Source organism: Type-C symbiont of Plautia stali (assembly GCF_059730935.1).
Genome location: NZ_AP035924.1, coordinates 186,331 through 212,627, shown reverse-complemented (window position 1 = coordinate 212,627; position 26,297 = coordinate 186,331). Strand labels below are relative to the sequence as shown.

24 protein-coding genes are annotated in these 26,297 nt (G+C 60.6%); 8 read left to right on the top strand and 16 right to left on the bottom strand.

Translation table 11 applies throughout. The features are described from left to right. Positions 1-34: 34 nt before the first annotated feature. A complete protein-coding gene (locus AC6I7J_RS20180; protein ID WP_498007431.1) occupies positions 35-1,066 on the bottom strand; it encodes an ABC transporter substrate-binding protein in 1,032 nt (343 codons plus the stop codon). Between the two features lie 364 nt (positions 1,067-1,430). On the opposite strand from AC6I7J_RS20180, the gene AC6I7J_RS20175 reads away from it, so the two are divergent. Beyond that, complete coding sequence (locus tag AC6I7J_RS20175; protein WP_021509493.1) at positions 1,431-2,393, top strand: LysR family transcriptional regulator; 963 nt, start codon at positions 1,431-1,433, stop codon at positions 2,391-2,393. 5 nt (positions 2,394-2,398) lie between these two features. Here AC6I7J_RS20175 and AC6I7J_RS20170 read toward each other — a convergent pair whose 3' ends face one another. The 9 genes from AC6I7J_RS20170 to AC6I7J_RS20130 form a co-directional block, all read right to left on the bottom strand. Further along, a complete protein-coding gene (locus tag AC6I7J_RS20170) occupies positions 2,399-3,328 on the bottom strand; it encodes a 2-hydroxyacid dehydrogenase (protein ID WP_498007430.1) in 930 nt (309 codons plus the stop codon). Beyond that, positions 3,325-3,771: a type II 3-dehydroquinate dehydratase gene (locus tag AC6I7J_RS20165; protein ID WP_498007429.1), complete on the bottom strand. Its 447-nt coding sequence runs from the start codon at positions 3,769-3,771 to the stop codon at positions 3,325-3,327. The genes AC6I7J_RS20170 and AC6I7J_RS20165 overlap by 4 nt, the downstream gene beginning before the upstream one ends. A gap of 10 nt (positions 3,772-3,781) precedes the next feature. Beyond that, positions 3,782-4,396: a glutathione S-transferase gene (locus tag AC6I7J_RS20160; protein ID WP_059012401.1), complete on the bottom strand. Its 615-nt coding sequence runs from the start codon at positions 4,394-4,396 to the stop codon at positions 3,782-3,784. Next, positions 4,393-5,400 carry an NAD(P)H-quinone oxidoreductase gene (locus AC6I7J_RS20155; protein ID WP_498007428.1) on the bottom strand — a complete coding sequence of 336 codons (1,008 nt, stop codon included), beginning with the start codon at positions 5,398-5,400 and terminating at the stop codon, positions 4,393-4,395. Before AC6I7J_RS20155 ends, AC6I7J_RS20160 begins: the two co-directional genes overlap by 4 nt. Positions 5,401-5,403: 3 nt before the next feature. Further along, positions 5,404-6,546, bottom strand: coding sequence for an ABC transporter ATP-binding protein (locus AC6I7J_RS20150; RefSeq protein WP_264251973.1), 1,143 nt, complete (start codon positions 6,544-6,546; stop codon positions 5,404-5,406). 38 nt (positions 6,547-6,584) lie between these two features. Beyond that, positions 6,585-7,736, bottom strand: coding sequence for an acetylornithine deacetylase (argE, locus tag AC6I7J_RS20145; protein WP_498007427.1), 1,152 nt, complete (start codon positions 7,734-7,736; stop codon positions 6,585-6,587). A 15-nt stretch (positions 7,737-7,751) separates the two neighbouring features. After that, the gene (locus tag AC6I7J_RS20140; RefSeq protein WP_498007426.1) at positions 7,752-8,426 is read right to left on the bottom strand and encodes a DUF1028 domain-containing protein; all 675 of its coding nucleotides are present in this window, start codon (positions 8,424-8,426) and stop codon (positions 7,752-7,754) included. A gap of 13 nt (positions 8,427-8,439) precedes the next feature. Next, positions 8,440-8,865 (bottom strand): RidA family protein, encoded by a 426-nt coding sequence (locus tag AC6I7J_RS20135; RefSeq protein ID WP_021509501.1) that lies wholly within the window; start codon positions 8,863-8,865, stop codon positions 8,440-8,442. Between the two features lie 147 nt (positions 8,866-9,012). After that, positions 9,013-9,726 carry an IclR family transcriptional regulator gene (locus tag AC6I7J_RS20130; protein WP_021509502.1) on the bottom strand — a complete coding sequence of 238 codons (714 nt, stop codon included), beginning with the start codon at positions 9,724-9,726 and terminating at the stop codon, positions 9,013-9,015. Positions 9,727-9,896: 170 nt separating this feature from the next. Between AC6I7J_RS20130 and AC6I7J_RS20125 the strand changes: the two genes are divergently transcribed. The 4 genes from AC6I7J_RS20125 to AC6I7J_RS20110 are packed head-to-tail and all read left to right on the top strand — an operon-like array spanning position 9,897 to position 13,862. Beyond that, the gene (locus AC6I7J_RS20125) at positions 9,897-10,589 is read left to right on the top strand and encodes an RraA family protein (RefSeq protein ID WP_021509503.1); all 693 of its coding nucleotides are present in this window, start codon (positions 9,897-9,899) and stop codon (positions 10,587-10,589) included. Next, positions 10,589-11,527, top strand: a complete 939-nt coding sequence (locus AC6I7J_RS20120; RefSeq protein WP_498007425.1) for a hydroxyacid dehydrogenase — start codon at positions 10,589-10,591, stop codon at positions 11,525-11,527. Before AC6I7J_RS20125 ends, AC6I7J_RS20120 begins: the two co-directional genes overlap by 1 nt. Continuing rightward, complete coding sequence (locus AC6I7J_RS20115; protein WP_132463726.1) at positions 11,524-12,456, top strand: SMP-30/gluconolactonase/LRE family protein; 933 nt, start codon at positions 11,524-11,526, stop codon at positions 12,454-12,456. Before AC6I7J_RS20120 ends, AC6I7J_RS20115 begins: the two co-directional genes overlap by 4 nt. 38 nt (positions 12,457-12,494) lie before the next feature. Next, positions 12,495-13,862 carry an MFS transporter gene (locus tag AC6I7J_RS20110; protein WP_498007424.1) on the top strand — a complete coding sequence of 456 codons (1,368 nt, stop codon included), beginning with the start codon at positions 12,495-12,497 and terminating at the stop codon, positions 13,860-13,862. Between the two features lie 125 nt (positions 13,863-13,987). Here AC6I7J_RS20110 and AC6I7J_RS20105 read toward each other — a convergent pair whose 3' ends face one another. Then, a complete protein-coding gene (locus AC6I7J_RS20105; protein ID WP_021509507.1) occupies positions 13,988-15,328 on the bottom strand; it encodes an MFS transporter in 1,341 nt (446 codons plus the stop codon). Between the two features lie 335 nt (positions 15,329-15,663). On the opposite strand from AC6I7J_RS20105, the gene AC6I7J_RS20100 reads away from it, so the two are divergent. Further along, positions 15,664-16,050, top strand: coding sequence for an acyl-CoA thioesterase (locus AC6I7J_RS20100; RefSeq protein ID WP_021509508.1), 387 nt, complete (start codon positions 15,664-15,666; stop codon positions 16,048-16,050). 27 nt (positions 16,051-16,077) lie between these two features. Here AC6I7J_RS20100 and AC6I7J_RS20095 read toward each other — a convergent pair whose 3' ends face one another. Then, positions 16,078-17,136, bottom strand: coding sequence for an NAD(P)H-dependent flavin oxidoreductase (locus AC6I7J_RS20095; RefSeq protein WP_498007470.1), 1,059 nt, complete (start codon positions 17,134-17,136; stop codon positions 16,078-16,080). Positions 17,137-17,545: 409 nt separating this feature from the next. Here AC6I7J_RS20095 and AC6I7J_RS20090 point away from each other — a divergent pair, with 409 nt between their 5' ends. After that, positions 17,546-18,832 carry a methyl-accepting chemotaxis protein gene (locus tag AC6I7J_RS20090; protein ID WP_021509510.1) on the top strand — a complete coding sequence of 429 codons (1,287 nt, stop codon included), beginning with the start codon at positions 17,546-17,548 and terminating at the stop codon, positions 18,830-18,832. Between the two features lie 32 nt (positions 18,833-18,864). On the opposite strand, the gene AC6I7J_RS20085 is transcribed toward AC6I7J_RS20090, so the two are convergent. Beyond that, complete coding sequence (locus AC6I7J_RS20085; protein ID WP_150360223.1) at positions 18,865-19,932, bottom strand: acyltransferase family protein; 1,068 nt, start codon at positions 19,930-19,932, stop codon at positions 18,865-18,867. 450 nt (positions 19,933-20,382) lie between these two features. On the opposite strand from AC6I7J_RS20085, the gene AC6I7J_RS20080 reads away from it, so the two are divergent. Further along, positions 20,383-22,977: a bifunctional diguanylate cyclase/phosphodiesterase gene (locus AC6I7J_RS20080; RefSeq protein WP_498007423.1), complete on the top strand. Its 2,595-nt coding sequence runs from the start codon at positions 20,383-20,385 to the stop codon at positions 22,975-22,977. A gap of 30 nt (positions 22,978-23,007) precedes the next feature. Here the strand turns inward: AC6I7J_RS20080 and AC6I7J_RS20075 are convergent, their stop codons facing one another. Genes AC6I7J_RS20075 through AC6I7J_RS20065 form a run of 3 tightly spaced genes read right to left on the bottom strand, consistent with a single transcriptional unit; the run spans position 23,008 to position 26,295 of the window. Continuing rightward, complete coding sequence (locus tag AC6I7J_RS20075) at positions 23,008-24,321, bottom strand: MFS transporter (RefSeq protein ID WP_021509513.1); 1,314 nt, start codon at positions 24,319-24,321, stop codon at positions 23,008-23,010. Continuing rightward, positions 24,308-24,949 carry a hypothetical protein gene (locus tag AC6I7J_RS20070; protein WP_498007422.1) on the bottom strand — a complete coding sequence of 214 codons (642 nt, stop codon included), beginning with the start codon at positions 24,947-24,949 and terminating at the stop codon, positions 24,308-24,310. Before AC6I7J_RS20070 ends, AC6I7J_RS20075 begins: the two co-directional genes overlap by 14 nt. Before the next feature lie 2 nt (positions 24,950-24,951). After that, positions 24,952-26,295, bottom strand: coding sequence for an amidase (locus AC6I7J_RS20065; protein ID WP_498007421.1), 1,344 nt, complete (start codon positions 26,293-26,295; stop codon positions 24,952-24,954). Positions 26,296-26,297 lie beyond the last annotated feature (2 nt).

Sequence of the window (26,297 nt, the reverse complement as noted above, 5' to 3'; positions counted from 1 at the left end):
GCGAGGCACCCGCCCCGCCGCAGCACCAGGACAATCAGTGAGACATGATGTTTTCAGAGAACCACTGACGCCACTCGGCAGTTTTCTCCGCACGCAGTTGGGGATCGGTATTGATGGTGGCATTCCACTGCGCCGGCGTGGTCAGCATGCCTGGCAGCTTCGCCAGCTCCGGATCGATATGCGCGTTGGTCACCGTCGGGCTACCGCGATAGATCTTCGCCACCTGCTGCTGAATTTCCGGTTTCAGTGCGATGTTGATGAACTTGTACGCCAGATCGGCATGTTTGCTGCCTTTATTGATGCCGACGGTATCCACGCCGAGGATCGCGCCCTCTTTCGGTATCGCCAGCTTGATGTTGACCCCTTCCGCAATCATGCTGTAGGCGTTCATTGACAGCATCACCTGCACCGGCGTTTCTCCGGTAGAGATCAGCTGCTGGCTGTTGGCATCATCGGTGTAGAACGATTTGATGTTAGGAATCAGCGCTTTCAGCTTCGCCTGGCCCTGCTGCCAGTGCGCGGCATCGCTGCCGGAGAGTTTTGCGGCCACGGCGATGATGTGGCTCGGATCCCAGTCGGGCAGCGCCAGCGTGCCTTTCAGCTCCGGCTTCCACAGGTCGTTCCAGCTGGTAAAGGTTTCCCCTTTCGGCACCAGATCCGGACGGTAGCCGATGGTGTAGACGTAGCCCCACACGCCAAGGTGATACGGGCTGACTTTCGCCTGCTGCACCAGATTGACCGCGTTAGGGATTTTGCTCATATCGAGCTTCTCAAACAGGCCGCTGTTGGCATACAGATAGCCGACGTGCGCGGTGGTGAAAGTCACGTCAGTTTCCGGCGAACCGCCCGCCAGTTTGGCTTTGTTGAGGCGATCGATGGTGCCGCCGGTGACGAACTGCACTTCGACGCCGGTCTCTTTGGTGAACTCTTTAGCGATGGTTTGATCGATCAGATCTTTAAAGCTGCCGCCCCAGGTGCTGACAATCAGCTTGTCGGCGGCCATGGCATTCCCTGCGCTCAGAATTCCCGTGGTTAACAACGTTAAGGCACATATCTTACGCAACATATTTTTGTCCCCAGTGAATGAAAAGGCTGTTATCGCTGCTCTGAACCACCGTTGATTCGCCACGGCGCGCTGCGCCAAAACAGTGCGAAAGTGAAAAGCAGGTGTCACAGCGATTCTGCCGCTGGCAGCTGCTGCGGTAAAACAGCCTTTTCCTCGCCGTTGCATCGGAATTTCTGACGCTAAAAAAGTCGCTGCTTTGCAACGGATTTTCTTAAGCCTTAGTGAGGCAGAAGCGAATGGGCGTGAAGGGTCAGGCAGGGGATTATGCTGCTATTCGCTGTCCGGCATGATAAATGCATGGAAACAGGAGTAAATAGAAAAGCCGGCGCGACAAGATCGCGCTGGCGACACCAGGAGAATCTGCATGCTCAGTCGCATCACCCAGCGCCAGCTGGAATACTTCGTCGCGTCCGGCGAAGCCGGCAGCATTATTGGCGCATCCGAACGTATTCACGTGTCGTCACCGTCGATCTCGGCCGCCATTACCCACATCGAATCCGAGCTGGGGGTGCAGCTGTTTGTGCGCCACCACGCGCAGGGCGTGTCGCTCACCGCCATTGGCCATCAGGTATTAAAAGAGGCGAAGCTAATCCTGGAACAGATGTCGAATCTGTATACCATCGCCTCAGAGTCGCTGAATAACGTGCGCGGCCCGCTGCGCGTCGGCTGTCTCGACACGCTGGCCCCGATGCTGACGCCGGAGCTGGTGTTTGGCTTTGGCCGTGCCTTCCCCGGCGTGCGCATCACGCTGGTGGAGGGCAATCATGAACAGCTGCTGAAACAACTGCGCGCCGCCGATATCGATATCGCGCTGACCTACGATCTGGTGCCGGCCAGCGACATCGCGTTTCAGTCGCTGGCGCAGCTGCCGCCGTATGTGATGGTCGGCGAACATCACCCGTTTGCCAGTCAGTCTGCGGTGACCATCCAGGATCTCGCTACGGTGCCGATGGTGCTGCTGGATATGCCGTGGAGCCGCGAATATTTTCTCAGCCTGTTTAGCGAAGCAGGCGTTACGCCCAACATTGTGATGCGCTCCGGCAATATGGAAGTGGTACGCGCGATGGTGGCCAACGGCGTGGGATTTGGCATCGCCAATGTGCGGCCCAAAGCCAATCTGTCGCAGGATGGCAAACGGGTGATCCGCGTGCGCCTTGCCGGCGTGAACCGGCCGATGTTGCTGGGATACGCCACGGTGGCCCACGTGCAGCAGTCGATGGTGGTCAACGCCTTCGCCGAACGCTGCCGCATGTTCATCTCCGATCAATACATTCCCGGCATGGCCGCGCCAAGCTACTTCGACCCGCAGGTGGTGCGCGTCGCCTGACGCGCTCAGTAACCCCGCGCGGGGAACACCTGGTTGAGCACCGGCTCGCCGCGCATCACTCGCTGGATGTTATCAGCCACCTGACGCGCCGCGCTGGCCGGAATCGCCACCGACGCCAGATGCGGGGTGATCAGCACATTCTCCATGCCCCACAGCGCATCGTCGGGCGGCAGCGGCTCGCGATCAAACACGTCTAATGTGGCGTGCCCGATCTGTCCGCTCTGCAGCGCCGCGGTCAGCGCGGGCTGATCGACAATCGCGCCGCGCGACACGTTGATCAGCGCACAGCCCGGCGGCAACCGCGCCAGGCGCTGCGCATCCAGCAAACCGTGGGTTTCCGGCGTGAGCGGCAGCATCACCACCAGAATGTCGCTGCTGGCCAGAAACGCATCCAGCGCCTGCATACCGCTGACGCAGTGAATGCCGTCCAGCGCTTTGGGCGACCGCGACCAGCCGCGCACGTCAAAGCCCTGACGCGCCAGCTCGCGCGCCGCATACGCACCCAGTTCGCCCAGCCCCAGCACGCCCACGCGAATCGACCCCGGCTCGCGCGGATGCAGATAGTGCCAGCGATGTTCACGCTGTGCGCGCTCAAATGCCGGTATGTCACGCGCGTAACGCAGCACGGCAAACAGCACGTAACCGGCCATCATGCGCGCCATATCCGGGTCCGATAGCCGCACGATCGGGATGTCAGGCAGGTCGTCGCGCCCCACCAGCGAGTCGACGCCCGCGCCCAGATTCACCAGCAATTTCAGCTGGCGATACGGGGCAAAAAAACCGCGCGGCGGCTTCCACGCCAGCGCAAACTGCACGCTATCGGCATCCGCAACCTGATCGGCACGGCAGATAGCGACATCCGGTAACTGCGGTGCCAGCAGCGCCGACCACGCCTCAAAGCTGTCGAACTCGCTGTAAAACACCAGAGTCGTCATGTGCTGGGCTCCTGTAGCAGCGTCGCCAGCGCATCGATAGCCAGTTCATAACCCAGCGCGCCCAGCCCGGCGATCACGCCGGTGGCGGCTTTCGACACCAGCGACTGATGACGAAACGGCTCGCGCTGCCAGATATTGCTCATGTGCGCTTCGATGATCGGGCCATCGAACATTAGCAGCGCATCCAGAATCGGCACTGAGCGATACGACAACCCGGCGGCATTTATGATCAGCCCGTTTGCCTGCTGGCGCGCTTCCTGAATCCAGTCCACCAGCACGCCTTCATGGTTGCTCTGACGAAACTGCAGCCTGAGGCCGTGCGCGTCGGCGCGCTGCTGACAGCGCTGGCCGATGCTGGCGAAACTGTCGCTGCCGTAGGTACCGTGGCGATCCATGCCGTACAGATTGGCATTCGGCCCATTGAGAAAGAAAATCTGAGACATGGCGGCTCCGTTACAGGTGCGGGCGCGTCGCGGCCATCGCCGGATGCGCGTCAAAAAGGGCAAACCAGGCGGCGCTCTGCGGATGCGTGGCGCGCCAGTTGAGTTCAGCAAAACGGAAGTCGAGGTAGCCCAATCCGCAGCCGATGGCGATCAACCCGAGATCGTCGGGCGTGCGGCTGAACGCCTCCGCCTGCTGCTCAATGGCCGCCAGCGCAGCCGCCACTTTGGTCAGCTGCGCATCGCGCCACGCTGACCACTGCTTTTCCAGCGGGCGGGCGCTGGTTTCGTAGCGCGCCAGCAGCGCGGCGTCCAGCAGCCCATCACCCAGCGCCTGGCGCGTAAGGCACAGCCAGCGCGCCTCGCCGTCTGCCGGCAGCAACTGGCCCCCGGCGCGGTGGTTAAGGTATTCGCAGATCACCCGGCTGTCGTATAAACATAGTCCCTGTTCAGTGCGCAGCGCCGGCACTTTAGCCAGCGGATTAAACGCGGCAATGCGCGCATCGCGCTCGATGGGGTGCGCCGCCGACGCCAGCAGGGTGATCTCCGGCGCCAGACCCAGCAGCTGGGCGCACACCATCACTTTTCGCACGTAAGGCGAGGTAGAGGCGTAATAGAGTTCCATCATGACGTGACCTCCGCATCTGGCAGCAGCAGCACTTTGCCGATATTGGCATTGGCTTCAAGGATACGGTGCGCCTGCGCGGCGGCCGTCAGCGGCAATCGCTGATGCACCCGCGGCGTGATGCGCCCGGCGGCCAGTAAAGGCAGCAGATGGGCGCGCACGCACTGCGCCAGACGCGCTTTTTCCGCCGCGCTTTTCGGTCGCAGCGTGGAAGAGGTCAGGCTTAAGCCTTTGCGCATGATCAGCTGTAAATCGATCTCCACTGTGGCCCGCTGCATAAAGGCGAGGCTGACGTGCCGCCCGCCCGCTGCCAGCACACTGAGGTTGCGCGCAATGTAGTCGCCGCCGACGTTATCCAGCACCACATCCACACCGCGTTCCCGGGTCAGCGTCTGGATCACCGCCACAAAATCTTCGCTATGGCGATCGATGGCGCGCCACACGCCCAGCTGCTGCAGCGCGGCAATTTTTTCCGCACCGCCGGCGGTGGCAATCACCCGCGCGCCACAAGCCTGGGCGCACTGGATCGCCAGCGTGCCCACGCCACTGGCCGCGCCGTGAATCAGCACGCTGTCGCCCGGCATCAGACGGCCCAGCTCAAACAGGTTGTGCCAGACGGTAAACGCGGCTTCGGGAAACCCCGCCGCGTGGCTGAGCGGCAGCGTGTCCGGCACCGGCAGGGACAGGTCGGCGCGCGCCACGCAGTATTGTGCATAACCGCCGCCGCTCAGCAGCGCCATCACCGCCATGCCCGGCTGCAATTCGCTGACGCCTGCGCCGAGCGCAACGATGACGCCCGCCGCTTCCAGCCCGAGAATATCGCTGCAGTCTGGCGGCGGTGGCATGCCGTTGCGCTGCAGAATATCGGGCCGGTTAACCCCTGCGCTGACGACGCGCAGCAGCACTTCGCCCGGTCCCGGCTGCGGCACCGGGCGCTGTACCGCAGTCAGCACCTCTGCACCACCCGGCTGCGCGGCGATGATCGCCGTCATGGTTTCCGTAGTCATGCGTTAACCCTGTGCGTCGCTGGCGAAGGCGCAAACGCCCTCGTCATCAAACGTCAGCCCCACCACGCTGCCGACCGGCCAGCGCGTCAGCGCGTCCAGTCCGGACTGACGGGCAAACAGTGAGGCACTGCCGAGCGCCGGGATATCAAGGTGCACGTCAACGTGATCGCCCTGAAATACATGCGTCAGCACCGTGGCGCTGAGCAGCGCCTGCGGACCGAGCGGCGCCAGCTGCACATTTTCCGGACGCACATACACATCGAGCCGGTCGCCGATGCTGGCCTGCACCCGTTTGGCCGGCAGGCGCAGCGTGTTGCCGCCCAGCTCCAGCAACGCGCTGGTGTCGCGGCCGGCGTAGCGGCCCGGCAAAATATTCACGTCACCAACGAAGCTGGCGACAAACGGATCCTGCGGGCGGCGATAGATCTCATCCGGCGGACCGATCTGGCGCACGTGTCCGGCCGACATTACTACCACGCGGTCGCTCATGCTCAGCGCTTCGCCCTGATCGTGGGTAACAAAGACCGTGGTCACGCCGAGTTTGCGCTGAATCGCTTTCAGCTCGACCTGCATGGATAAACGCAAATTTTTGTCCAGTGCGGAGAACGGCTCATCCAGCAGCAGCACTTTGGGGCGAATCACCAGCGCACGCGCCAGCGCCACGCGCTGCTGCTGCCCGCCGGACAGTTCACGCGGCTTGCGCTGGCCATAACCCGCCAGCTTCACCAGCGCCAGCGCCTGCCCGACCCGCTCGGCGATTTCCGCTTTCGGCACGCCGCGCATACGCAGGCCGTAGCCGACGTTTTTCTCCACCGTCATGTGCGGAAACAGCGCGTAGTTCTGAAACACGATGCCGATCTCGCGCTGATAAGGCGGGATTTCCGTTACCAGGTCGCCATCGATAAAAATCTCACCGCCGTCGGCTTCGGCAAAGCCGGCCATCAGGTTCAGCAGCGTGGTTTTGCCGCAGCCGGACGGGCCGAGCAGCGTAATGAACTCACCTTCATGGATGGTGAGAGAAATTTTATGCAGCGCGATGGCATCACCAAAGCGCTTCAGGACGCCATCCAGCTGCACCGCCACGTTGGCCTTATGCGGCGCCGATGACAGCGGTTGCGGAAACGGGGTTACTTCTGCACTGACCATACAATCTCCGGATTCGGACGGGGTGGCTCGTCGCGGGTTCATTCGCACATCCAGGTCGCCAGCCGGCGTAACAGGCTGTCACAGGCGTCCAGCTGTGCGAGGGTGATAAATTCGTCGGGCTTATGGCCCTGCTCCATACTGCCGGGACCGCACACCACGCAGGGGATGCCGGCGGCGGCAAACAGTCCGCCTTCAGTGCCAAACGCCACGGTGCTGAAGCTGTCGCTGCCGCTCAGCCGGGCAATCAGCTGTGCCGCGACACTGTGCGCGGCGGTATCCAGCCCGGGATAGGCGCTGAGCGCCGAGAAGCGGATGGCGCTGGCGGGCTGCACCGCGCGCATCTGCGGCTCCAGTGTCTGCTGCGCATACGCCACCAGCTCATCTGCCACCTGCTGTGCATCATCCTGCGGCAGGGTGCGCACTTCGAAATCAAAACTGCAGGCGTCTGGCACGATATTCAGCGCGCGCCCGCCGTGGATCACCCCGGTTTGCACGGTGGTAAACGGCGGATCGAAGCGCGCATCCTGCCGATCCGGCGCCGCCAGACGTTCACCGATGACAGTTAAGTGCTGGATCAGCTTCGCGGCGTATTCAATCGCATTGACGCCCTGCGGCGCGTATGCCGAGTGGCAGGCCGCGCCCTGCACGTCGCAGCGCATTGCCAGCTTGCCTTTGTGGCCCAGCACCGGACGCAACTCTGTCGGCTCGCCAATCAGGCAGATCGCCGGTCGATCGCTGCGCTGCGCCAGCGCCTTCACCAGCGAGCGCACGCCGAGGCAACCCACCTCTTCGTCATAGGAGATAGCCAGGTGCAGCGGCTGACGCAGCGGCTGGGCGAGAAAATGCGGCACGGCAGCCAGCATGCAGGCGAGGAAGCCTTTCATGTCTGCCGTGCCGCGTCCGTACAGCTTGCCGTCGCGTTCGGTGAGCGCAAACGGCGGCACCGTCCACGTCTGGCCATCAACCGGTACCACGTCGCTGTGGCCCGATAGCATCACCCCGCCGCTGCCGGCTGGCCCGAGCCGCGCATAGAGATTGGCCTTGCTGCGTTCTGCGTTGTGCATCAGTTCACAGGTCACGCCCAGCCCGCTGAGGTAGCGCCAGCAGAAATCGATCAGCGCCAGGTTGGATTCGCGGCTGGTGGTGTCGAAAGCCACCAGATGTTCGAGCAGGTTACGGCTGGTCAGCATCGCGTCTCCTCACGCTTATTCATCACCCGGCACGCCGTAACGGGGTGCCAGCGTGGGATTGAGCGCGCGCGTCAGGTAATCCTGCATCTGCGGCTGATAGGCCAGCCACAGCTGATGAAGTTCTGCGATGGGATCGCCCTCCGTCCAGTCAACGCGCAGATCAACCAGCGGCCACGACGGTTCGCCCACCACTGCCAGCGCCGCCGAATGAACCGGCCCGGCTTCACCTCCGGCGGACATCCCGGCCTGCATGGCCGCGATTAACCGTGCGGCCAGTTCGCCCGGCTGCTGCGTAAACGCGCTGACCATCGCCGCAATCACCTCGGGATTCGCCAGCAAATTACCGGCCGCCACGCAGTCGCTGCCGCACAGCGCGTGATTCACCCCCAGCGTGTGCGTTCCGCTAAAGCAGGCACTGCTGCCGTCGGCCGCCAGCACCGTAAGCTGGCGATAATCAAAAAAGTCATCGCTGGCAAGGCCGCTCTGCAGCGCCTGCTGCGCCGTCTCGCCCTGACTCAGCCGATCAAGGATGCGCGGGCCCAGCGCCGGCAGCGTGATGTTCTGCGTGGAGACCGCACCGACACCGGCGCGCAGCCATGGACAGCGTGCGCCGACCGCAATACTCGACGAGCTGACCGCGATGCCCAGCTGGCCGGTTTGCGCGCAGCGTCCAACAATCGATAACGTCATGATGCGGCGCTCCTTATTGTGGCTGCCAGTCGTCGGGGATCACCGCAATCACGTCGATCTCCATCAGCCACTGCGGCTGGCCCAGTCCCGAGATCACCAGACCGGTGGAGATGGGAAACACGCCTTTCAGCCACTTGCCCACCACCTGATACACCGGCTCGCGATAGCGCGGGTCGATGATGTAGGTGGTGGTTTTCACGATGTGCGACAGGTCGCTGCCCGCTTCTTCGAGCAGTTGCTTCACGTTTTTCATCGCCTGCTCGGCCTGCGCTGCCGGATCGCCCAGCCCCACCAGGTTGCCTTCGAAGTCGGTGCCAATCTGGCCACGCACGTAAACGGTGTTGCCGGCGCGCACGGCCTGACACAGGTCGTTGTCCAGCGACTGATTAGGATAGGTATCTTTGGTGTTGAATTTGCGGATGCGGGTATGGGTGCTCATGATGCCTGCCAGCGTTTAATTGGTTTCCGCAAGGTATACCGGTCTTAGCGCAGCAGGGAAAACAGCATTAACTGAGGTGTTGCTTTAAAAAATCCGAAGGAGTGCGGCAGGCCTGCTGGCCCGCCGGTGAGTGATTAATGCGCAGCCTTATTTGGCCGCATAAACCGCATCACAAAATGCTTTGCGCGCGCCCAGTTTGGCTGACAGGCGTGCAGCCGCTTCGCGCATCAACACGCCTAACTCTTCATCTTTGCGATTCAGCGTCAGACGCGAAACCGGGCCGGTCAGCGCCAGCGCAGCGGTCAGCCGGTCATTTTCGGCGAATACCGGTACGGCAAAGGCCGCGATGTGCGGATCGCGCGCGCCTGAGCTGAATATTGGCAGCGACGGCAGCGCATCGAAGAGATTTTCATTCATGCCCCAGAAACGCAGCACCTTACTGATGGCTGAGTTATCGAGCGGAAAAATTGTCCCCGGCAGGCGCGTATGACGCAGGCCATCAGACGATTCAGCACGAAACAGGCACAGACGCTGGCCGTTATCCAGTACGTACCAGCTGGCGCTCTCGTTGGTCGCCGTTGCCAGCGCCTGCAATTCCGGCTGCACCACGCTGGCCAGATGGAATGATTGCTCATAAAGCTTGCCGAGGTATAACAGACGCGGGCCGAGCGTGTAGACACCGCTGTCACTGCGCACCACATAGCCCATCCTTTCCAGCGAGTTCATCAGACGATAGACAGTGGTTTTGTGATAGCCGGAAAGCTGCGACAGCGCAGTCAGCGACAGGCTCTCTTCGCCGGGCTTAAAACAATCCAGCAGGGACAACGCCTTCTCCACCGCATTAACGCCTTCATTTCCCATTTTTTCCTCCTGATTTGTGCCGTCCTGAGTGTACCTGAAAACTGTGAGTCACATCGTGTTTACATCACAAACACCTTCGTAACACTGGCATGCGGCGTCAGATCGTCGATATAGTTGTTTTATATTGTACAACATTGTTGTACCAGGTAAAACAAACCACGAGGTGAATTATGTCTGTCTCTGCAAATAACCTGATCAACCGCAACATCGAGCGCGTCAGCGCCCTGTCCGTCAGCCAGGCCGCCGCATTCCAGGCGGCGATTCTGGCCGATGTCGCCGGTCGTCGCGGCACCCTGCATGGCCGCGTTAAGCCGCTGTCGCCGCAGATGAAAGTCGCCGGGCCGGCCATCACGGTGGAAGTGCGTCCGGGCGATAACCTGGCGATTCACGCAGCGCTGGCTATCGCCCAGCCGGGTGATGTGCTGGTGGTGGACGGCAAAGGCGACATCAGTTGCGCGCTGCTGGGTGAAATCATGGCAACCCAGGCCGAAGCGTCCGGCATCGCCGGCATCATCATTGATGGCGCGGTGCGTGATGCTGACGCCCTCGCGCAGGGCAGCTATCCGGTGTTTGCTGCCGGCCTCAACCCGAGCGGCCCCACCAAAAGCATTCCCGGACGCGTGAACCATCCGGTGTCGGTGGCCGGTGCGTCGATTGAGCCGGGCGACCTGGTGGTCGGCGATGCCGATGGCGTGGTGGTGATCGCTAAACAGGATGTGGAACGCATCATTGCCCTGGCGGCGAAGAAGCTGGACGCCGAAACGCGCCGCATCGCGGGTATTAAGCAGGGCGATTTGCGTCCGGGCTGGCTGGAAGGTGCCCTGCGCGCGGCGGGTATGTTAGCAGAAGGAGAATCTCTGTAATGAGCAACGTAAAAACTATCCTCATCACCGGCAGCGACCTGGCTGCTGAAGCCGTCGAGCTGCTGCAGGACTATCAGCTGATTTATGCCGGACGCCAGCCGCAGGAAACCGATTTGATCGCGCTGTGCGAGCGCCATAATCCTCAGGCGATCATTGTGCGCTATGGCAAAATCAACGGGCGCATCATGGACGCCGCGCCGGCGCTGCGCGTGATCTCCAAGCACGGCAGCGGTATTGACGTTATCGATCAGCAGGCGGCGGCGGAACGCCAGATTGCGGTCCGCGCGGCAGTGGGTGCCAATGCCGCTGCCGTGTCGGAGCATGCCTGGGCGCTGATCCTCGCCTGTGCTAAATCCGTGCCGCAGCTGGACCGCCGGATGCGCGATGGACACTGGGATAAAGCGCAGCATAAATCGCTGGAGCTGGAAGGACGCACACTCGGCCTGGTCGGTCTGGGCGCCATCGGCAGCCGCGTGGCGCGCATCGGCCAGGCCTTCGGTATGCAGGTGCTGGCCTACGATCCTTATGCGCAAACCTTGCCGGCTGGCTGTGAAGCGGTTGAATCACTGGATGAACTGTACAGCCGTGCCGATGTGGTGTCGCTGCACTGTCCGCTGACGGACAGCAATCACCAGATGATCAACGCGGCCGCCCTCGCCCGTTTTAAGCCTGGCGCGATTCTGGTCAACACCGCGCGCGGCGGACTGATTGACGATCAGGCGGTGGCGACCGCGCTGCAAAACGGCACACTGCGTGCCGCCGGACTGGACAGCTTCACCAGCGAGCCGCTGACTGCACCGCATTTGTGGCAGTCGCTTAACAACGTGATTATTACGCCGCACATTGGCGGCGTGAGCGACAATGCTTACGTGCGCATGGGCACCGGTGCCGCGCGCAACGCGTTACAGGTTCTGCAGGAGCAGGAGGCGGTATCATGACCGTGCTCACCGTACCGGAGGTGCGCGAGTTAACGCTGTTTTCGCGCCTGCCTGAAGCGTTTCGCCGGCCGGACGCCGGCAATGTCTGGGCTGCCGCCAATCGCGGCGGCCAGCTTACCGACTCCTTTCTCGAAGGCCCGGTGTGGCATCCCTCAGGCTGTCTGTATGTCACCGACATTCCCTATGGCCGCATCTTTCGCGTCGATATGAGCGGCAACTGGGAGCTGGTGGTGCAGTATGACGGTGAGCCCAACGGCATGAAGCTGACCGATCCGGACACGCTGATCATCACCGATTACCGTAACGGCCTGATGAAGCTGTCAATCAGCAGCGCCACTATCACGCCGTGGCTGACGCGGCGTAACAGCGAAAGCTTTCGCGGCGTCAACGATTTAACCCCCGACAGCCGCGGCAATCTCTATTTCACCGATCAGGGCCAGACCGGGCTGCACGATGCCAGCGGACGCGTCTATCGGCTCAGCCCGGATGGCCGGCTGGATCTGCTGCTGGATAACTGCCCGAGCCCGAACGGCCTGGTTCTGTCGCCGGATGAGAAAATCCTCTACGTGGCGATGACGCGCGGCAACTGTGTGTGGCGCGTGCCGTTGCTGGCGGATGGTTCGGTGAGCAAAGTTGGACTGTTCTTTACCTCGCACGGACCCAGCGGGCCGGACGGGCTGACCATCAATCAGCGCGGCGAACTGCTGATCGCCAATCCCGGCCTGGGGCGCGTCTGGCGTCTTAACGATCTTGCTGAACCGGAAGAGATTCTGCTCAGTCCGCTGGGTCGCTCCACCACCAACCTGTGCTTCGGCGGGGCCGACTATAACCAGCTGTTTATCACCGAATCGGTCAGCGGCAGCATCCTGACCTGTACCCAGAACACGCCAGGCCGCGCGTTGCCGGCCATCGATACCTCGTTTCTCTGACTACAACTCTGCGTCATCCGAACGCACCGGAGATTACTATGACCCTGCACTCAACATCCAGCCCTGCGCCGGCTCAGCCGGCTGCGGTGCCACCCCGCCATGAAACGCTCAGCGAACAGGATTTCCAGGACAGTGAGCAGGCGGCCGCCAAAGCCTTTCGTCGCATTCTGCCGTTTATCTTTATCTGTTACGTGGTCAGCTACCTTGACCGCACCAACGTCAGCTTTGCCGCGCTGGGCATGAACGCCGATCTCGGCATCACCGCCGAACAGTTTGGCTTCGGCGCAGGCATGTTTTTTATCGGCTATTTCCTGTTTGAGATTCCCAGCAACCTGATCATGCAAAAAGTGGGCGCGCGCATCTGGATCGCGCGCATCATGATTTCGTGGGGGTTGATTTCGATGGCGACCGCGTTCATCAGCGGCCCCGTCAGCTTTGCCATTGCGCGCTTCTGTCTCGGCGTAGCAGAGGCCGGCTTTACCCCCGGCATCTATCTGTTCTTTACCTACTGGTTCCCTGGCAGCTGGCGCGCCAAAATCACCGCCGCGTTCCTGGTCGGCATTCCGGTGGCCAATATCATCGGCTCACCGATTTCCGGCGCGCTGATGCAGATCACCGGCCATGAGCATATCCGTAACTGGCAGTGGCTGCTGTTGATTGAAGGCTTACCGGCGGTGATCCTCGGCGTCATGTGCCTGTTTGTCCTGAGCGACCGGCCGGAGAAAGCGCGCTGGCTGGCACCGCGTGAACAGCAGTTGCTGAGCCGCCGGCTGGCCGATGAGCAGCAGCAAATCGCGGCAACGCACGGTTCCCAGATGCGCGACGCGCTGCGCAATCCGCTGCTGTATCTGCTGGCGTTTATTAACTTTTGCGGCATTGTGGGTTCGATCGGCGTAGGACTGTGGATGCCGCAAATCATCAAACAGCTCGGCGTGAGCCATACGGCAACCGGCTTTCTTGCCGCGCTGCCCTATGTCTGCGGTGCCGTGAGCATGCTGTTGTGGGCGCGCCGCGCTAATGCATCAGCGCACCGTATTCGCTGGATCAGCGGCGCGCTGGTGATCGCCGCCTTAGCCCTGATGTGCAGCGCGCTGAGCGATGCGCCGGTGATCAAAATGCTGGCACTGTGCTGCACCGTCAGCGGTATTCTGGCGTTTCAGGCCTCGTTCTGGGCGCTGCCTTCCGGCTTTTTGACCGGCAAAGCCGCGGCAGGCGGCTTAGCTATGATTGTCTCGATTGGTAATCTCGGCGGCTTCTTCGGCCCGTCGCTGATCGGCTATGTGCGTCAGTCTACCGGCGGCTTTATGTGGGCGCTGCTGGCGGTGGCGGCAGTCCTGATGATTGGCGCACTGGCGGTCGCCATGGTGAAAGATCCGTGGCGCCAGCGCAGCGCTGAGCAGAGATAATAACGCCGCGTTTCCCGGTGTGCCTGTGGCGCATCGGGAAACGGATGTTTTAGAGGATGAAAGCAGGATAACGTCAGACGTGATGAGCCAGATGCGTGCTCTCCCTGGCACAGGCTCATGAGAGATTATTTCCCGGTGCTGGCCACCGGCTGTTCCGCTTCAACGTGCAGCTTTTTGCTGCGTCCCATCAGCAATACCGCAATCCCGCCCGCCGCGCACAGCAGCGCCAGAGGAATCATCGCCATCGCATGGCTGCCGGTTTTCTCATTGATGATACCGTAAACGTTCACCATCAGCCCACCACCAATCAGGTTGGCCATCGCGCCGATAGCAGCCAGACCGGCCGCTGCGGTGGTTGAGGACATCCAGCCCGAGGCCAGCGCCCAGAACGGCCCTTTCATCGAGTAAGCACCAATCAGCACCAGTGACAGAATCACCACGCTGCCCGCCAGCGTATCGGTCAGGAACGCCGCCAGCAGTCCACCAGCAATCAGGAACAGCGTCAGCGCGGTATGCCAGCGACGCTCACCGCTACGGTCAGAGCTGCGGCCCCAGACAATCATCAGAATTGATGCCAGACCGTACGGGATCGCGTTCATCAAACCGGTGGTGAAGTTATCCAGGCCAAATGATTTCAGCAGTTGCGGTGACCAGACGCTCAGCGTCGAACCCGCTGCCGACGCGCCGGCGTAAATCAGCGCCATCACCCAGATATGCTTGTGGCGCAGCAGCTGCCACAGCGTGATATGACCAATCGCTTTGCGCTGTGCATTCTCTTCAGCCAGTTTGCCGCTCAGCCAGTTGCGCTGTTCGCTGGTCAGCCAGTGGGCATTTTCCGGACGGTTGCTGAGCAGGAAGAAAGCCAGCACGCCCAGCACAATCGCCGGGAATCCTTCGATGATAAATAGCCAGTGCCAGCCGCGCAGGCCGAACCAGCCGTCCATCGTCAGGATTGCGCCCGAGATCGGCGAGCCAATAAAGTTGGCTGCCGGGATCGCCACCATAAAGGTCGCAATCACGCGCGCGCGGTATTTCGCCGGAATCCAGTAAGTCAGATAAAGGATCACGCCGGGAAAGAAGCCGGCTTCGGCGGCGCCTAGTAGAAAGCGCAGCACGTACAGCATTTCCGCACTGCTGACGAACGCGGTGCACACCGAGACAATACCCCAGGTCACCATGATGCGCGAAATCCAGATTTTGGCGCCAATCTTCTGCATCGCGAGGTTGCTTGGCACCTCAAACAGAAAATAGCCAACAAAAAACAGGCTGCTGGCCAGGCCAAACACCGCTTTGCTCAGCCCGAGGTCTTCATTCATTTGCAGGGACGCCATGCCGATGTTGCCGCGATCAATAATGGCGATCAGATAGCAGACGATCAGGAACGGCAGAATGCGCCAGATGACGCGTTTTACGGTCTGCTGCTCAATATCGGGCACAGCGGCCGCGCGGGTTATCTTGTCAGACATAGAGTTCCTCACAGAGTCATGGCTTAACGCAAATCGGCCAGTGTTATTGTTTTACTCTGTACAACATGTGTGTACATAGTAAAACCATTATGTTTGGCCGCGCGACCCTGCGCAGAAAAATGTGTCCGGGCTGCGTGATTTGTCACAAAAAGGTAGCCAGTTGATTATGGATATGTGATGCAGCTGTCAGTTTCTGCTGCAGCACGGGAAAATACCAGCATTCATTCCGTCAGGCGACAGTGGAATTACTTTGCAACATCTTGCCGTTTTCCCGCGGCGTCATTCTGCGGTATACCCATTGCCTCACCGCATAACGCGCTTATCAGGATGCAAAAATGTTCGTAAAGCACTATGACGTAGATGAAAGCCATATCGATTTTCAGGGCGTGGTCGACGGGCTGTACTACCCGTTTTACATGGAGTGGACGCGCCACGCTTACATGCGCGAGGCGCTGGGTATCGACATTGAAGAAGAGTTCAGTCAGGGCAAGATTTACATGGTGCTGGAGTACACGCTGCGCTTCCGCAAGAGCCTGGTGAAAGGCGATAAGGTGGAAGTCACCTGCGCGCTGGAGCAGAATGAGAAGCGCAACCGCGTGAACTTCGTGCAGCAAATCAAGGTCGACGGCGTGGTGTATGCCGAGGCCACGTTTGTCGCCACCTGTCTCGCCAATGGGCGTCCGTCAATGCCGGAAGCGGTAACGCGCGCGCTCGGTCTGTAACGTTAGAATACGTGGCAGCAGCCTGCTTTATGCCTGCTGCCACTCTGCAACCAGCGTCTCCACCAGCAGTGCCGCTGGCAGCGCGCGCACCCGCGCCACGCCCTGACCGGCCCACTGGGCACCGAAGCCGTCCTCGCCGTGCGCAGCCGCCGCTGCCGCCAGGGCTTTTCCCAGCGCATAGGTCAGCGGATAGTCGGGAATCTCCTCCGGCGTTACGTCATGGCACAATTCACAAAATGCGTTGCGCACGCAGCGCGCCTGACGCCCGGAGATCGACGCCGTCATTACCGTGCCACGCTCGCCGGCTGCCAGCAGCGCGCGGCGATAGGCCGCACTGGCCGCCGATTCCGGACACAGCACAAACGCCGTACCGAGCTGTACACCGCTGGCACCCAGTTTCATCATCGTCGCGATGCCTGCACCGTCCATCACGCCGCCCGCTGCCACCACCGGCAGCGTGGTGTGCTGACGAATCGCCTGCACCAGCGCAACGGTCGAAAGCTGCTGGTCTGGCGCGCCCGGATCAAAATGGCCGCGATGACCACCGGCTTCATAACCCTGCGCCACAATGATATCGATACCGCTGCCTGCAATTGCCCGTGCTTCCTGCGGACTGGTGGCGGTCGCCAGCGTGACAATGTCACGTTGCTTTAGCCGGGTGATGGCCGTGGCATCGGGAATGCCGAAATGGAAACTGACCGCCGCCGGCCGCGCCTGCTCCAGCACCCTCAGCATCGCCTCATTGTGCAAAAAGCTCTGATAGATCTCCGTTAGCGCTGGCGGCAGCGCCGTCTGGTACTGCGCAAACTGCGGACTGAACCGGCTGATCCACGCCGCCTCGCGCGCGGCATCCCGCCTTGCCGGCGCATGACAAAATACGTTGACGTTGATCGGGCCACGCGTCAGTGCCTGGGTGTGGGCAATCATTTCTGCCGCCTGCTGCGGTGTCGCCGCGCCAACGCTAATCGATCCCAGCGCCCCGGCATTGGATACCGCTGCGGCCAGCTGCGGCGTGGCGACACCGGCCATCGGTGCCTGAATCAGCGGATACTGCAGTTTTAACAGCTGGCACAGCGCGGTCGTCATGGTGGTTTTTCTCCAGGCCGTCATCGGGCGTTGATTGCGTCACGTCTTGGGCATTAACATACATTTAACATGCATCTTTTAACAAGTCTGCCGGGCACTTTTCTTACCCGCACGCGCGGCGTTGATCACTTTTTTCTCACATTTTTAACGCCACGGTCGATAATCAAAGTTGCATAGCAAAAACAGCTTTCAGCTTGCGCTGTAACAACATCAGGCAGGTAACACCATTACACACCCCACCTGCGCACATCGGTGCGCAGCGAGACAGCAGCCTGTGCCTGTGGCACGGCTGTAATGGACAACCGGGGAAATCATGCGGTGCCGTCCACTGGACGCGCCGAATGCGTTAGCACGCGCGTATCTGCGCCTGCATTTCGTTCAACAGCATACCAAGCGCCTGAGGTCTCTCATGTTCGGGGTGAAAAAATCGAGCCTTTCTCTGCCATTTGCCAAAAGTGGCGACATTGCTAAGGATATTGAAGCGATAAAGCAGCATGTTGCGTGGATTGAGTTTTCACCGGCCGGTGAAATCCTCAGCGCCAATGCGCAATTTTTACAGGTCACCGGCTATCAGCTGCATGAAATTCAGGGACAGCATCACCGGATTTTCTGCAGCCCTGCTTACAGCCAGTCTTCCGACTATTACGCCTTCTGGCAAACGCTGGCCGCCGGCGAATCGGTGAACGGCATTTTTGAGCGTTTCAACAAGCAGCACCAGCGCTTCTGGCTCAGCGCGACCTATTTTCCGGTGAGCGATGAGCGCGGCAAAGTGTACAAAGTGATCAAGGTCGCGAGCGACATCACCGCGCGTCATCAGGAGCTGGAGCATAAAGAGGCGGTGATAACGGCGCTGGATCGTTCGATGGCGGTGATTGAATTCACGCCGGACGGTCACATCATTACCGCCAACGCCAACTTCCTCACCCACATGGGCTATACCCTGCCAGCCATCGCCGGCCAGCATCATCGCCTGTTCTGCTTCGACAATTTCTACCGCGAGAATCCGGACTTCTGGCGCAAAATCGGCAACGGTCAGCATTTTGTCGGTCGTTTTGAACGTAAGACTGCCAGCGGCGAGCGCATCTGGCTGGAGGCGAGCTACAACCCGGTGTTTGACGGCGATGGTAAGGTCTACAAAGTGATTAAGATCGCCTCGGATATCACCGCACGCGTCGAGGCGGCGAAGCGCGTGGCGGATATCGCACTGACCACCTCTGAGCAGACCTCACAAATTACCGATAACGCTAATGAAGTGCTGGATGAAACGGTGCGTAACTCCGGACTGGTGGCGCAGCAGGTGAATGCCGCCGCCGAAATTGGCGCGCAACTCACCGCCTCGGCCAGGAGCATCAGCGACGTGGTGGAAACCATCAACCTGATTGCTTCACAGACCAACATTCTGGCACTGAATGCCGCGATTGAATCCGCACGCGCTGGCGAGGCCGGACGTGGCTTCAGCGTGGTGGCAGGTGAAGTGCGCCGCCTGGCGGCCTCGACCGCCAGCGCCACCAAACAGATATCCGTGGTCGTGGAGCAAAATGCCGACCTGATCCAGCAGATGTATCAGCAGCTGGATGAGGTCAGGCAATTTGTGGTGACCGAACAGGAGAAGATCAGCGTGCTGTCGCGCAGCCTGCGGGAAATCAACAGTGGCGTACACGAGTTTGTGAACGTCATTCACCGGCTGGATGTGTGACAGCGTACGCGGGAGCGCTGGCTCCCGCGCGTTTACAGCCCACTGCCCGCCTGCGGCGCGGGCTGCCGCTTCCACTTCAGCGCATTACGCAGCGCCGGTTCGGCATATTTACTGATCAGCCAGGCAACGTAATACAGTACGCTGGCCACCACCACCGGCAGCATCGTCATCACCGCCTCATTTTTGATATAGCCATTAAGCTTAATCAATATCGCGATCATTAAATTTTCATGAATCAGATACAGGGCGTAACTGACAAATCCGATGGCGGTGAAAAAGCGCAGGGAAAGCCAGCGCTCAATCTGTCTGGAATAAAAGCTGGCGATAAAAAACAGCATTACCAGTAGCAGCGGTATCACGGCGACCACGCCGCTGTTTTTAACGTAGTAGCTGAAATTAATCAGCAAGGCCAGCGCGGTCAGTGCGTAGTGATAACGTTTATCGCGCCCGTGCAGACGTTCATAAACCAGACAGCCGACCATAAACCAGGCGTAGTGAATAAAACCGAATTTTGAAATGACATCGATTAATAATGGATGGCCGAGTGATTTCAATACCGATGAGGCGGAAAGTAATAACATCGGCACAATCAGCGCCGGCAGACAATATTTACGTCCGAGGGTGAAATAAACCGCGCCAATAATCAGATAAAACAGCGCTTCAACATAGAGAGACCAGAACGATCCGGCCATGGAGCGGAATTCAATGCCGGTGAGCTGCGTCAGCGTCTCAGGATTAATAAATATCAGGCCAGGCAGCAGGTTGCGGCTTTCCGGTGTCATCAGCGACCACTCCGGAAAAAAGCCGCCGGCAACGTACAGCAGCAGACTGGCTATCAGCATTGCCGGAAACAGGCGCAGCCAGCGTTTTTTGAGAAAGCTGAGGTAGCCGGACGATTTATCCAGCGTCATAAATATGACAAAGCCGGAGATCATAAAAAACAACTGCACGCCGACCCAGCCGAATGCCAGCAGCGGAATATGCTGGGTAGTGGCGGCATACGGCAACAGTTCGGGCCAGCGGGCATAGGCGTGATAAGCAATCACCAGCAGGATCGCTAATCCGCGCATGCCATCAAGATGCGTGATACGTGGTTGCATAAGTGGTCTCTGGAAAGAGGAGCAGATGGGTTTCAGCAAATTAGCACTGACAAAGATTTACACTCAACAAGAATAGTCCTGGATAACGCATCATCATTTAACCCGGAAATTCTTCAGGTCCAGAACGTTAAATCACGCTCTGATAAATTATGGCTGTAATATATTTATCGTCATCAGCATGAAATAAACACTAAGCTATTAGCGCAACGGGAAAAGTTTACCGGCATTCGCCGTATTGTACTGGCGGAAACGCAGCGGCAGGGCCTGTTATTAACAGACCTTATGCAGATCTGATTACACCACGGCATCGTCGGGCTTCTGGCCGAATATGCGATCTGTTTTTGCCGCTCCGCTCACGCTTTTTTTACTTTTTCGCCCAGGTTCGGCGCAGTCATGCCGATACTCATAACGTACTTATGAAATATCATTTTACTGGTTTGTGATAAGTCTATGATGGCGAAACGTTCACTGATGGATTTCCCGACCGATGGTCGGATGCGCGGACTGATGCGCCAGCCGATGCTGCTGATGGTGCTGCTGATTTTTCTCTCCTTTATGGTGGCGCTGGTGACGCTGTGCTTTATCGCCAGCGATCTCAACCAGCAGGAGGCGCGGCAAAACCGCCTGCTGCTGGAGAAGGCGTTGCAGACGCGTCAGGAAGTGATGCAGTTTCACCTCTCCGATAATGCAGAATGGGGCGAAGCCTACCAAAACCTGCACCGCACGCTGAATACTGACTGGGCGTGGACGCGGCAGAATCTGGGTGAATCGCTGTTCCAGACCTTTGCCTACGAGGGCGTGTTTGTCATCGCGCCGCGCGGCGATACGGTTTACAGCGTGATCGACGGTCAGCTGCAGCAACGCGATTTCACCGACTGGCTCGGTCGCCAGCAACTGCCCGCGCTGCGTCAGCAGTTACAGCACAATGACGGTAAGGCGCTGTCGCGCTTTGTGGTGGTAAACCAGCAACTGGTGCTGCTGTGCGCGGCATGGATCACCACCGGTGGCGATAACAGCGTGCCGCAGGTGCCCGGTGCGCCATCGCTGATGATCTTTGCCGATCGCCTGACGCCGCAAAAATTACAGCAACTGGGGCACGAGTACGGCATCAACGCGCTGCGGGTGGAATTCGCTGCACCCCGCGCGCCAGTGGCGGAAAGCCTGCGCCTCGCCGCCGACGGCCATGACGCCACGCTGCGCTGGACCAGCAGCAACCCCGGCGGTAATTTGCTGACCGCCCTGCTACCGCTGCTGGTGATCGCCATGCTGATCACCTTGTATGGCGCCATCATGCTGATGCGCAACGCGCTGCGTAAAGCGCAGCTCAATGATGAAAATACGCTGCTGCTGGCGCAAAGCCAGCGGGCGCTCAGCGCCAGCGAACGCCGCTTCCGTGATATCGCCGAAATTACCACCGACTGGATTTGGGAGATGGACGACCAGCTGCGCTTCAGCTGGGTTTCCGGCCGTTTCCCGGTAGTGACCGGGTTTACCAGCGAGGAGTGGCTGCAGCGCACGCTACTGGATTTCCTGCTGTGCGATGAACACCAGCGCGCCCGGCTTTTACAGCTGGCAGAGTCGGGCGGTCAGCTCACGCTGAACGGCTGCCGCTATCTCTCCGCTCAGCATCAGCCGCGCTACTGCAATCTGACCCTCAAGCGCGTCAGCCTGGCGCACGGCGTCAGCGGCTTTCGCGGCAGCGCCAGCGACGTAACGCTGGAAGTTGAAGCGCAGGCGCGCGCGCACTATCTGTCGCACTTCGATGAACTGACCGGACTGGCCAACCGCGTGCAAATGCGCGAATTCCTCACGGGGCAGCTGAGCCTGCCGCTGCCGGCGCAGCCGCTGCTGGCGATGATTATGATCGACCTGGATAAATTCAAACCGGTCAATGATCTCTACGGTCATGCGGCGGGCGATCAGGTGCTGCATGCGGTATCAGATCGTATCCGGCGCACGCTCAACGGCAACGGCCTGGTGGCGCGGCTCGGCGGCGATGAGTTTGTGGTGATTCTGCCGGAGGCGGGCAGCCGCGAACAGGTCGACGCGCTGTGTCAGCAGCTCATCGCCCAGCTCAATCTGCCGTTCCCGGTGTACGACAACGACATCCACATCGGCGGCAGTCTCGGCATCGCGCTGGCCCCGCAGGATGCCGACAACGCCAGCGATTTGCTGCGCTTCGCCGACATCGCCCTGTATAAAGCGAAAAACAGCGGCCGCAACCAGTGGATATTTTTCGACCGTGACATGGAAGAGAAAATTGTGCAGCGGCGCGAAATGGAGCATGAGCTGCGCGCAGCGCTGCAGGAGAACCAGCTGCGGCTGGTGTATCAGACGCGCTATGACCTGATCGCGCAGCGCATCAGCGCGGTCGAGGCGCTGGTACGCTGGCAGCATCCGCGGCTGGGCTTACTGATGCCCGATCAGTTTATTCCGCTGGCCGAAGAGACCGGCCTGATCAGCGCGCTGAGCGACTGGGTGCTGCTCAATGCCTGCGAGGATATCGCCCGTTACCGGCCGGAAATGGCGGTTTCAGTGAATATTTCCGCCAGCGAGTTGCAGGATAGCGCCTTAGCCGAACGCATCACCCGGATGCTGCAGCTCAGCGGTCTGCCGAGCCAGCGGCTGGAAATTGAAGTCACGGAAAACGCGCTGCTGAGCGATCCGGACAAAACCCTGGCGGTGATGCAGGCGGTGAAAGCGCTGGGGGTGAGATTTCTGATTGATGATTTTGGCACCGGCTATGCGTCGCTGTGCTACCTGCGCGCCTTCCCGTTCGACGGCATCAAAATCGATAAATCCTTTATTTTTCCGCTGGCCGATTCGCCCCAGGCGCGCCAGGTGGTGGAAAACATGATTGGACTCGGCAAAGCCTATTCCCTGTCGGTAACCGCGGAAGGCGTGGAAACGCCGGTGCAGATGTCGCAGCTGCAGGAGCTGGCGTGCGATGCCATTCAGGGTTACTACATCGGACGACCGCTGCCGCTGCCGCAAATCTCCACCGAGCCGCCGCAGAGTGAACCGGCGCTGCACATGAATATTTAATAAAAGGTGGCGATCCTTCGCCAGAGGTGATTACAGCGACTGGTGCGCGGTTTCTTTGGCTTTCCATAAGGCAAACAAAGTAATTGCCAGCGCCAGCGTCACGTACAGCGACACCCACAGCGTGCTGCCCAGCTCTTTGTACAGCGAGGTAATGATCAGCGGGGCAAAACCGCCGCCGATGATGCCGGCCAGCGTATAGGCCAGGGACGAACCGGCATAGCGCACGTGGCTGGGGAACTGCTCGGTGACAAACGCCGCCTGCGGACCGTACATCATGGCGTGAATCAGCAGGCCAATCACCACCGCCAGTACAATCAGCCACGGCTGAGTGCTGTCGAGCAGGACAAAAAACACAAACGACCAGACAATAGCCAGCAGCGCGCCGGCAATGTACACCGGACGGCGGCCGAGGCGGTCGGACAGCGCGCCAAACAGCGGCACCGTCAACGCGTTGCCAATCGCGCCGACCATCGTCGCCATCAGCGCCAGCGGACGCGGCAGCTGCAGTACGGTGGTGACGTAAGTCAGGGTGAACACCACCACCAGCGCGTACAGCACGTCAGAGCCGATGCGCGAGCCGCCGGCGATCAGCAGTTCACGTGGATAGCGCAGGAACACCTCTTTCAGCGGCGTGTGGCTGGTTTTCTCCGCCTGCTGCATCGCCACGAAAGTCGGGGTTTCTTCCACGCCGCGCCGCAGCCACAGCCCAAACATCACCAGCAGCAGACTGAGCAGGAACGGGATGCGCCAGCCCCACTCCTGAAACTGTTCGCCGCTGAGTGACAACGTCACTAAAGTGATAAAGCCGGTGCCAATCAGCGTACCGCAGGAAGGCCCGACCTGGGCGAACGAGGCGTTACGCCCGCGCTTACTGGCTTCGCCGTGCTCCATGGAGAGCAACACCGCGCCGGCCCATTCGCCGCCCAGCGCGATGCCCTGCACAAAGCGCAGCGCCACCAGCAGAATCGGGCTCCAGATGCCCCACAGCGCATAACCGGGCAGCATGCCCATCAGCGCCGTGGTCACGCCCATGATCACCAGCGTGGTGATTAATACTGCCTTGCGTCCGGCGACATCCCCGAGATGGCCAAAGATAAAACCGCCCACCGGACGCGACACATAACCCACGGCGTAAGTTGAAAACGCCAGAATAGTGCCGACCAGCGGGTCGAAGCTGGGGAAAAACACATGGTTAAACACCAGCGCCGCCATGATGTTGTAAACGGTAAAGTCGTACCACTCCAGCGCGGTGCCGATGGAGCTGGCCGCGGCAAGACGGCCGGTGTGGGTTTTCCCTGCTGCGGCACGCGCGGCGTGCGGCAGAGTAGAATCAGTATTCGCCATGAGCCATCTCCTGTTTAGTGAGCTGCCAGCTGAGCGCATAAAATTCAGCGCGGGCATTGAGCGCCTGTGACGCGGCCGCCGCCAGTGTCTGGCAGGCATCGGCGCACGAACAGCTGAGCAGCAGCATCGGCAGCATGGCACGCTGCGCCCGATCTTCCTGTGGCAGCGGCGTGCTCAGCGTGGTGTCCGGCGTGAGTAAGCGCGAGGCGATATAGCCCGGCACCGTGGCAACCTGCTGCTGCCAGGCGTTGAGCGTTGCAGTTTCAATGCCAGCCTGTAGCGTCAGCACCGCAAGGTGGCTGCCGCTGCCCTGACCGTGCTGCTGAGTGATGGCACACACGCGGCGCATCGGTTTGATCATCCGATCCAGGTTTTTTACCGACCACGGCGTCTGGCGCGTGAAGGCGGCGTAGTAATCGGCGCTGGTGAAGGTTTCCAGCGAGCAGGTTTCATACAGTCCGAGGTACTTGCGTTCAGCATCCAGCGCCTGATAGCGCGTGCCGCTGAGAAAGCCGTCAATGGCGACGCGCTCGGCGACATGTTCATGGTCATACCATTGATTGAAATCAGCTTCGTTTTCAGCGGCGACGTTGGTGGCGACGAACAGCATGCCGTGAGGATGTGTCATTTTCAGAGACTCCGTTGCAGGATGGATTCAAGCGCCAGCGCCCAGCTGAGCAGCGCGGCATCGTTGCCATGGGTGGCGGCCAGCATCAGACCCACCGGCGCACTGCCGGGCTGATGACAAGGCAGGGAGATGGCGCAGCCGTCCAGCATGTTGATCACGCTGGTGTTGCGCAGCATCAGCAGGTTGACCTGGCGATAGCGCTCCGCGTCGTCGAGTTCGGCGATGGTCGGCGCAATCAGCGGCACGGTGGGCAGCAGCAGGCCATCGAACGGTGCCACCGCCTGCTCCACCCGCTGCCGCCAGTCGGCGCGCTGCTGATACAACAGTTGTGCGTCGTCCTCATTCAGCAACGCGCCGCGCTCAATGCGCATCCGCACCTGCGGGTCATAACCCGCCGCGTGCGACTGCAGCAGCGACTGATGCCACTGCCAGGCTTCCCAGGCGGTGATGCCGCCACGGGCGTTCATGGTTTCCAGTTCCGCCAGTTCAGACAGCGGCAGCTCGGTGAGCGTGGCACCCTGCGCGCGCAGCTGTGCCAGCGCGTGGTGCCACGCCTGGCTGACCGCGAGATCCAGCCCGTCCAGCACCCGGGTCTGTGGAATCGCAAAGTGCGCCCGCGTGATATCACGCTCTGCCAGCTGCAAAGGCTGATCGGCGATGACGCTGTCGAGCAGCCAGCAGCTGCGCACGTCATGGGCAATTACGCCAATACTGTCGAGTGCCGCCGATAGCGGTAGCGTGCCAGCCTGATTGATGCGGCTGGCGCTGGGTTTGAAGCCGGTCAGCCCACACAGCGCCGCCGGTATCCGCACCGAGCCGCCGGTGTCCGTGCCGACCGCCGCGAGGCACATGCCGTCGGCCACCGCCACCGCCGCGCCGGATGAAGAACCGCCGGGAATGCGTTTTTCGCCGCGCTGCCATGGGTTAGCTGGCGTGCCGTAGTGCGGATTGATACCGAGCCCGGAAAAAGCGAACTCGGTCATGTTGGTTTTGCCGACGATAGCGGCACCGGCCTGTTTCAGCTGCTGCACGATATGCGCGTCGCGCGCGGCGGGCGGCGCATCCGCCAGCACGCGCGAGCCGGCGCAGGTGGGTTCGTCCGCCACATCAAACAGGTCTTTGATGCTGATTGGCAGTCCATCAATCGGACTGCGCGGCTGTTGCTGTTGCCAGCGCACATCAGCCTGCTGCGCCTGCTGAACGGCGCGGGCGGAATAGGTCCGCGTAAACACGCGTGCGCCTTCGCCCGATGGCTGCTCGGCGGCGCGTAGTGCCTGTTGCGTCGCGGCGCTTGCAGTGAGGTCTCCGGCGCGCAGTTGCTGGCTCGCCTGCCATAAGGTGGTCATAC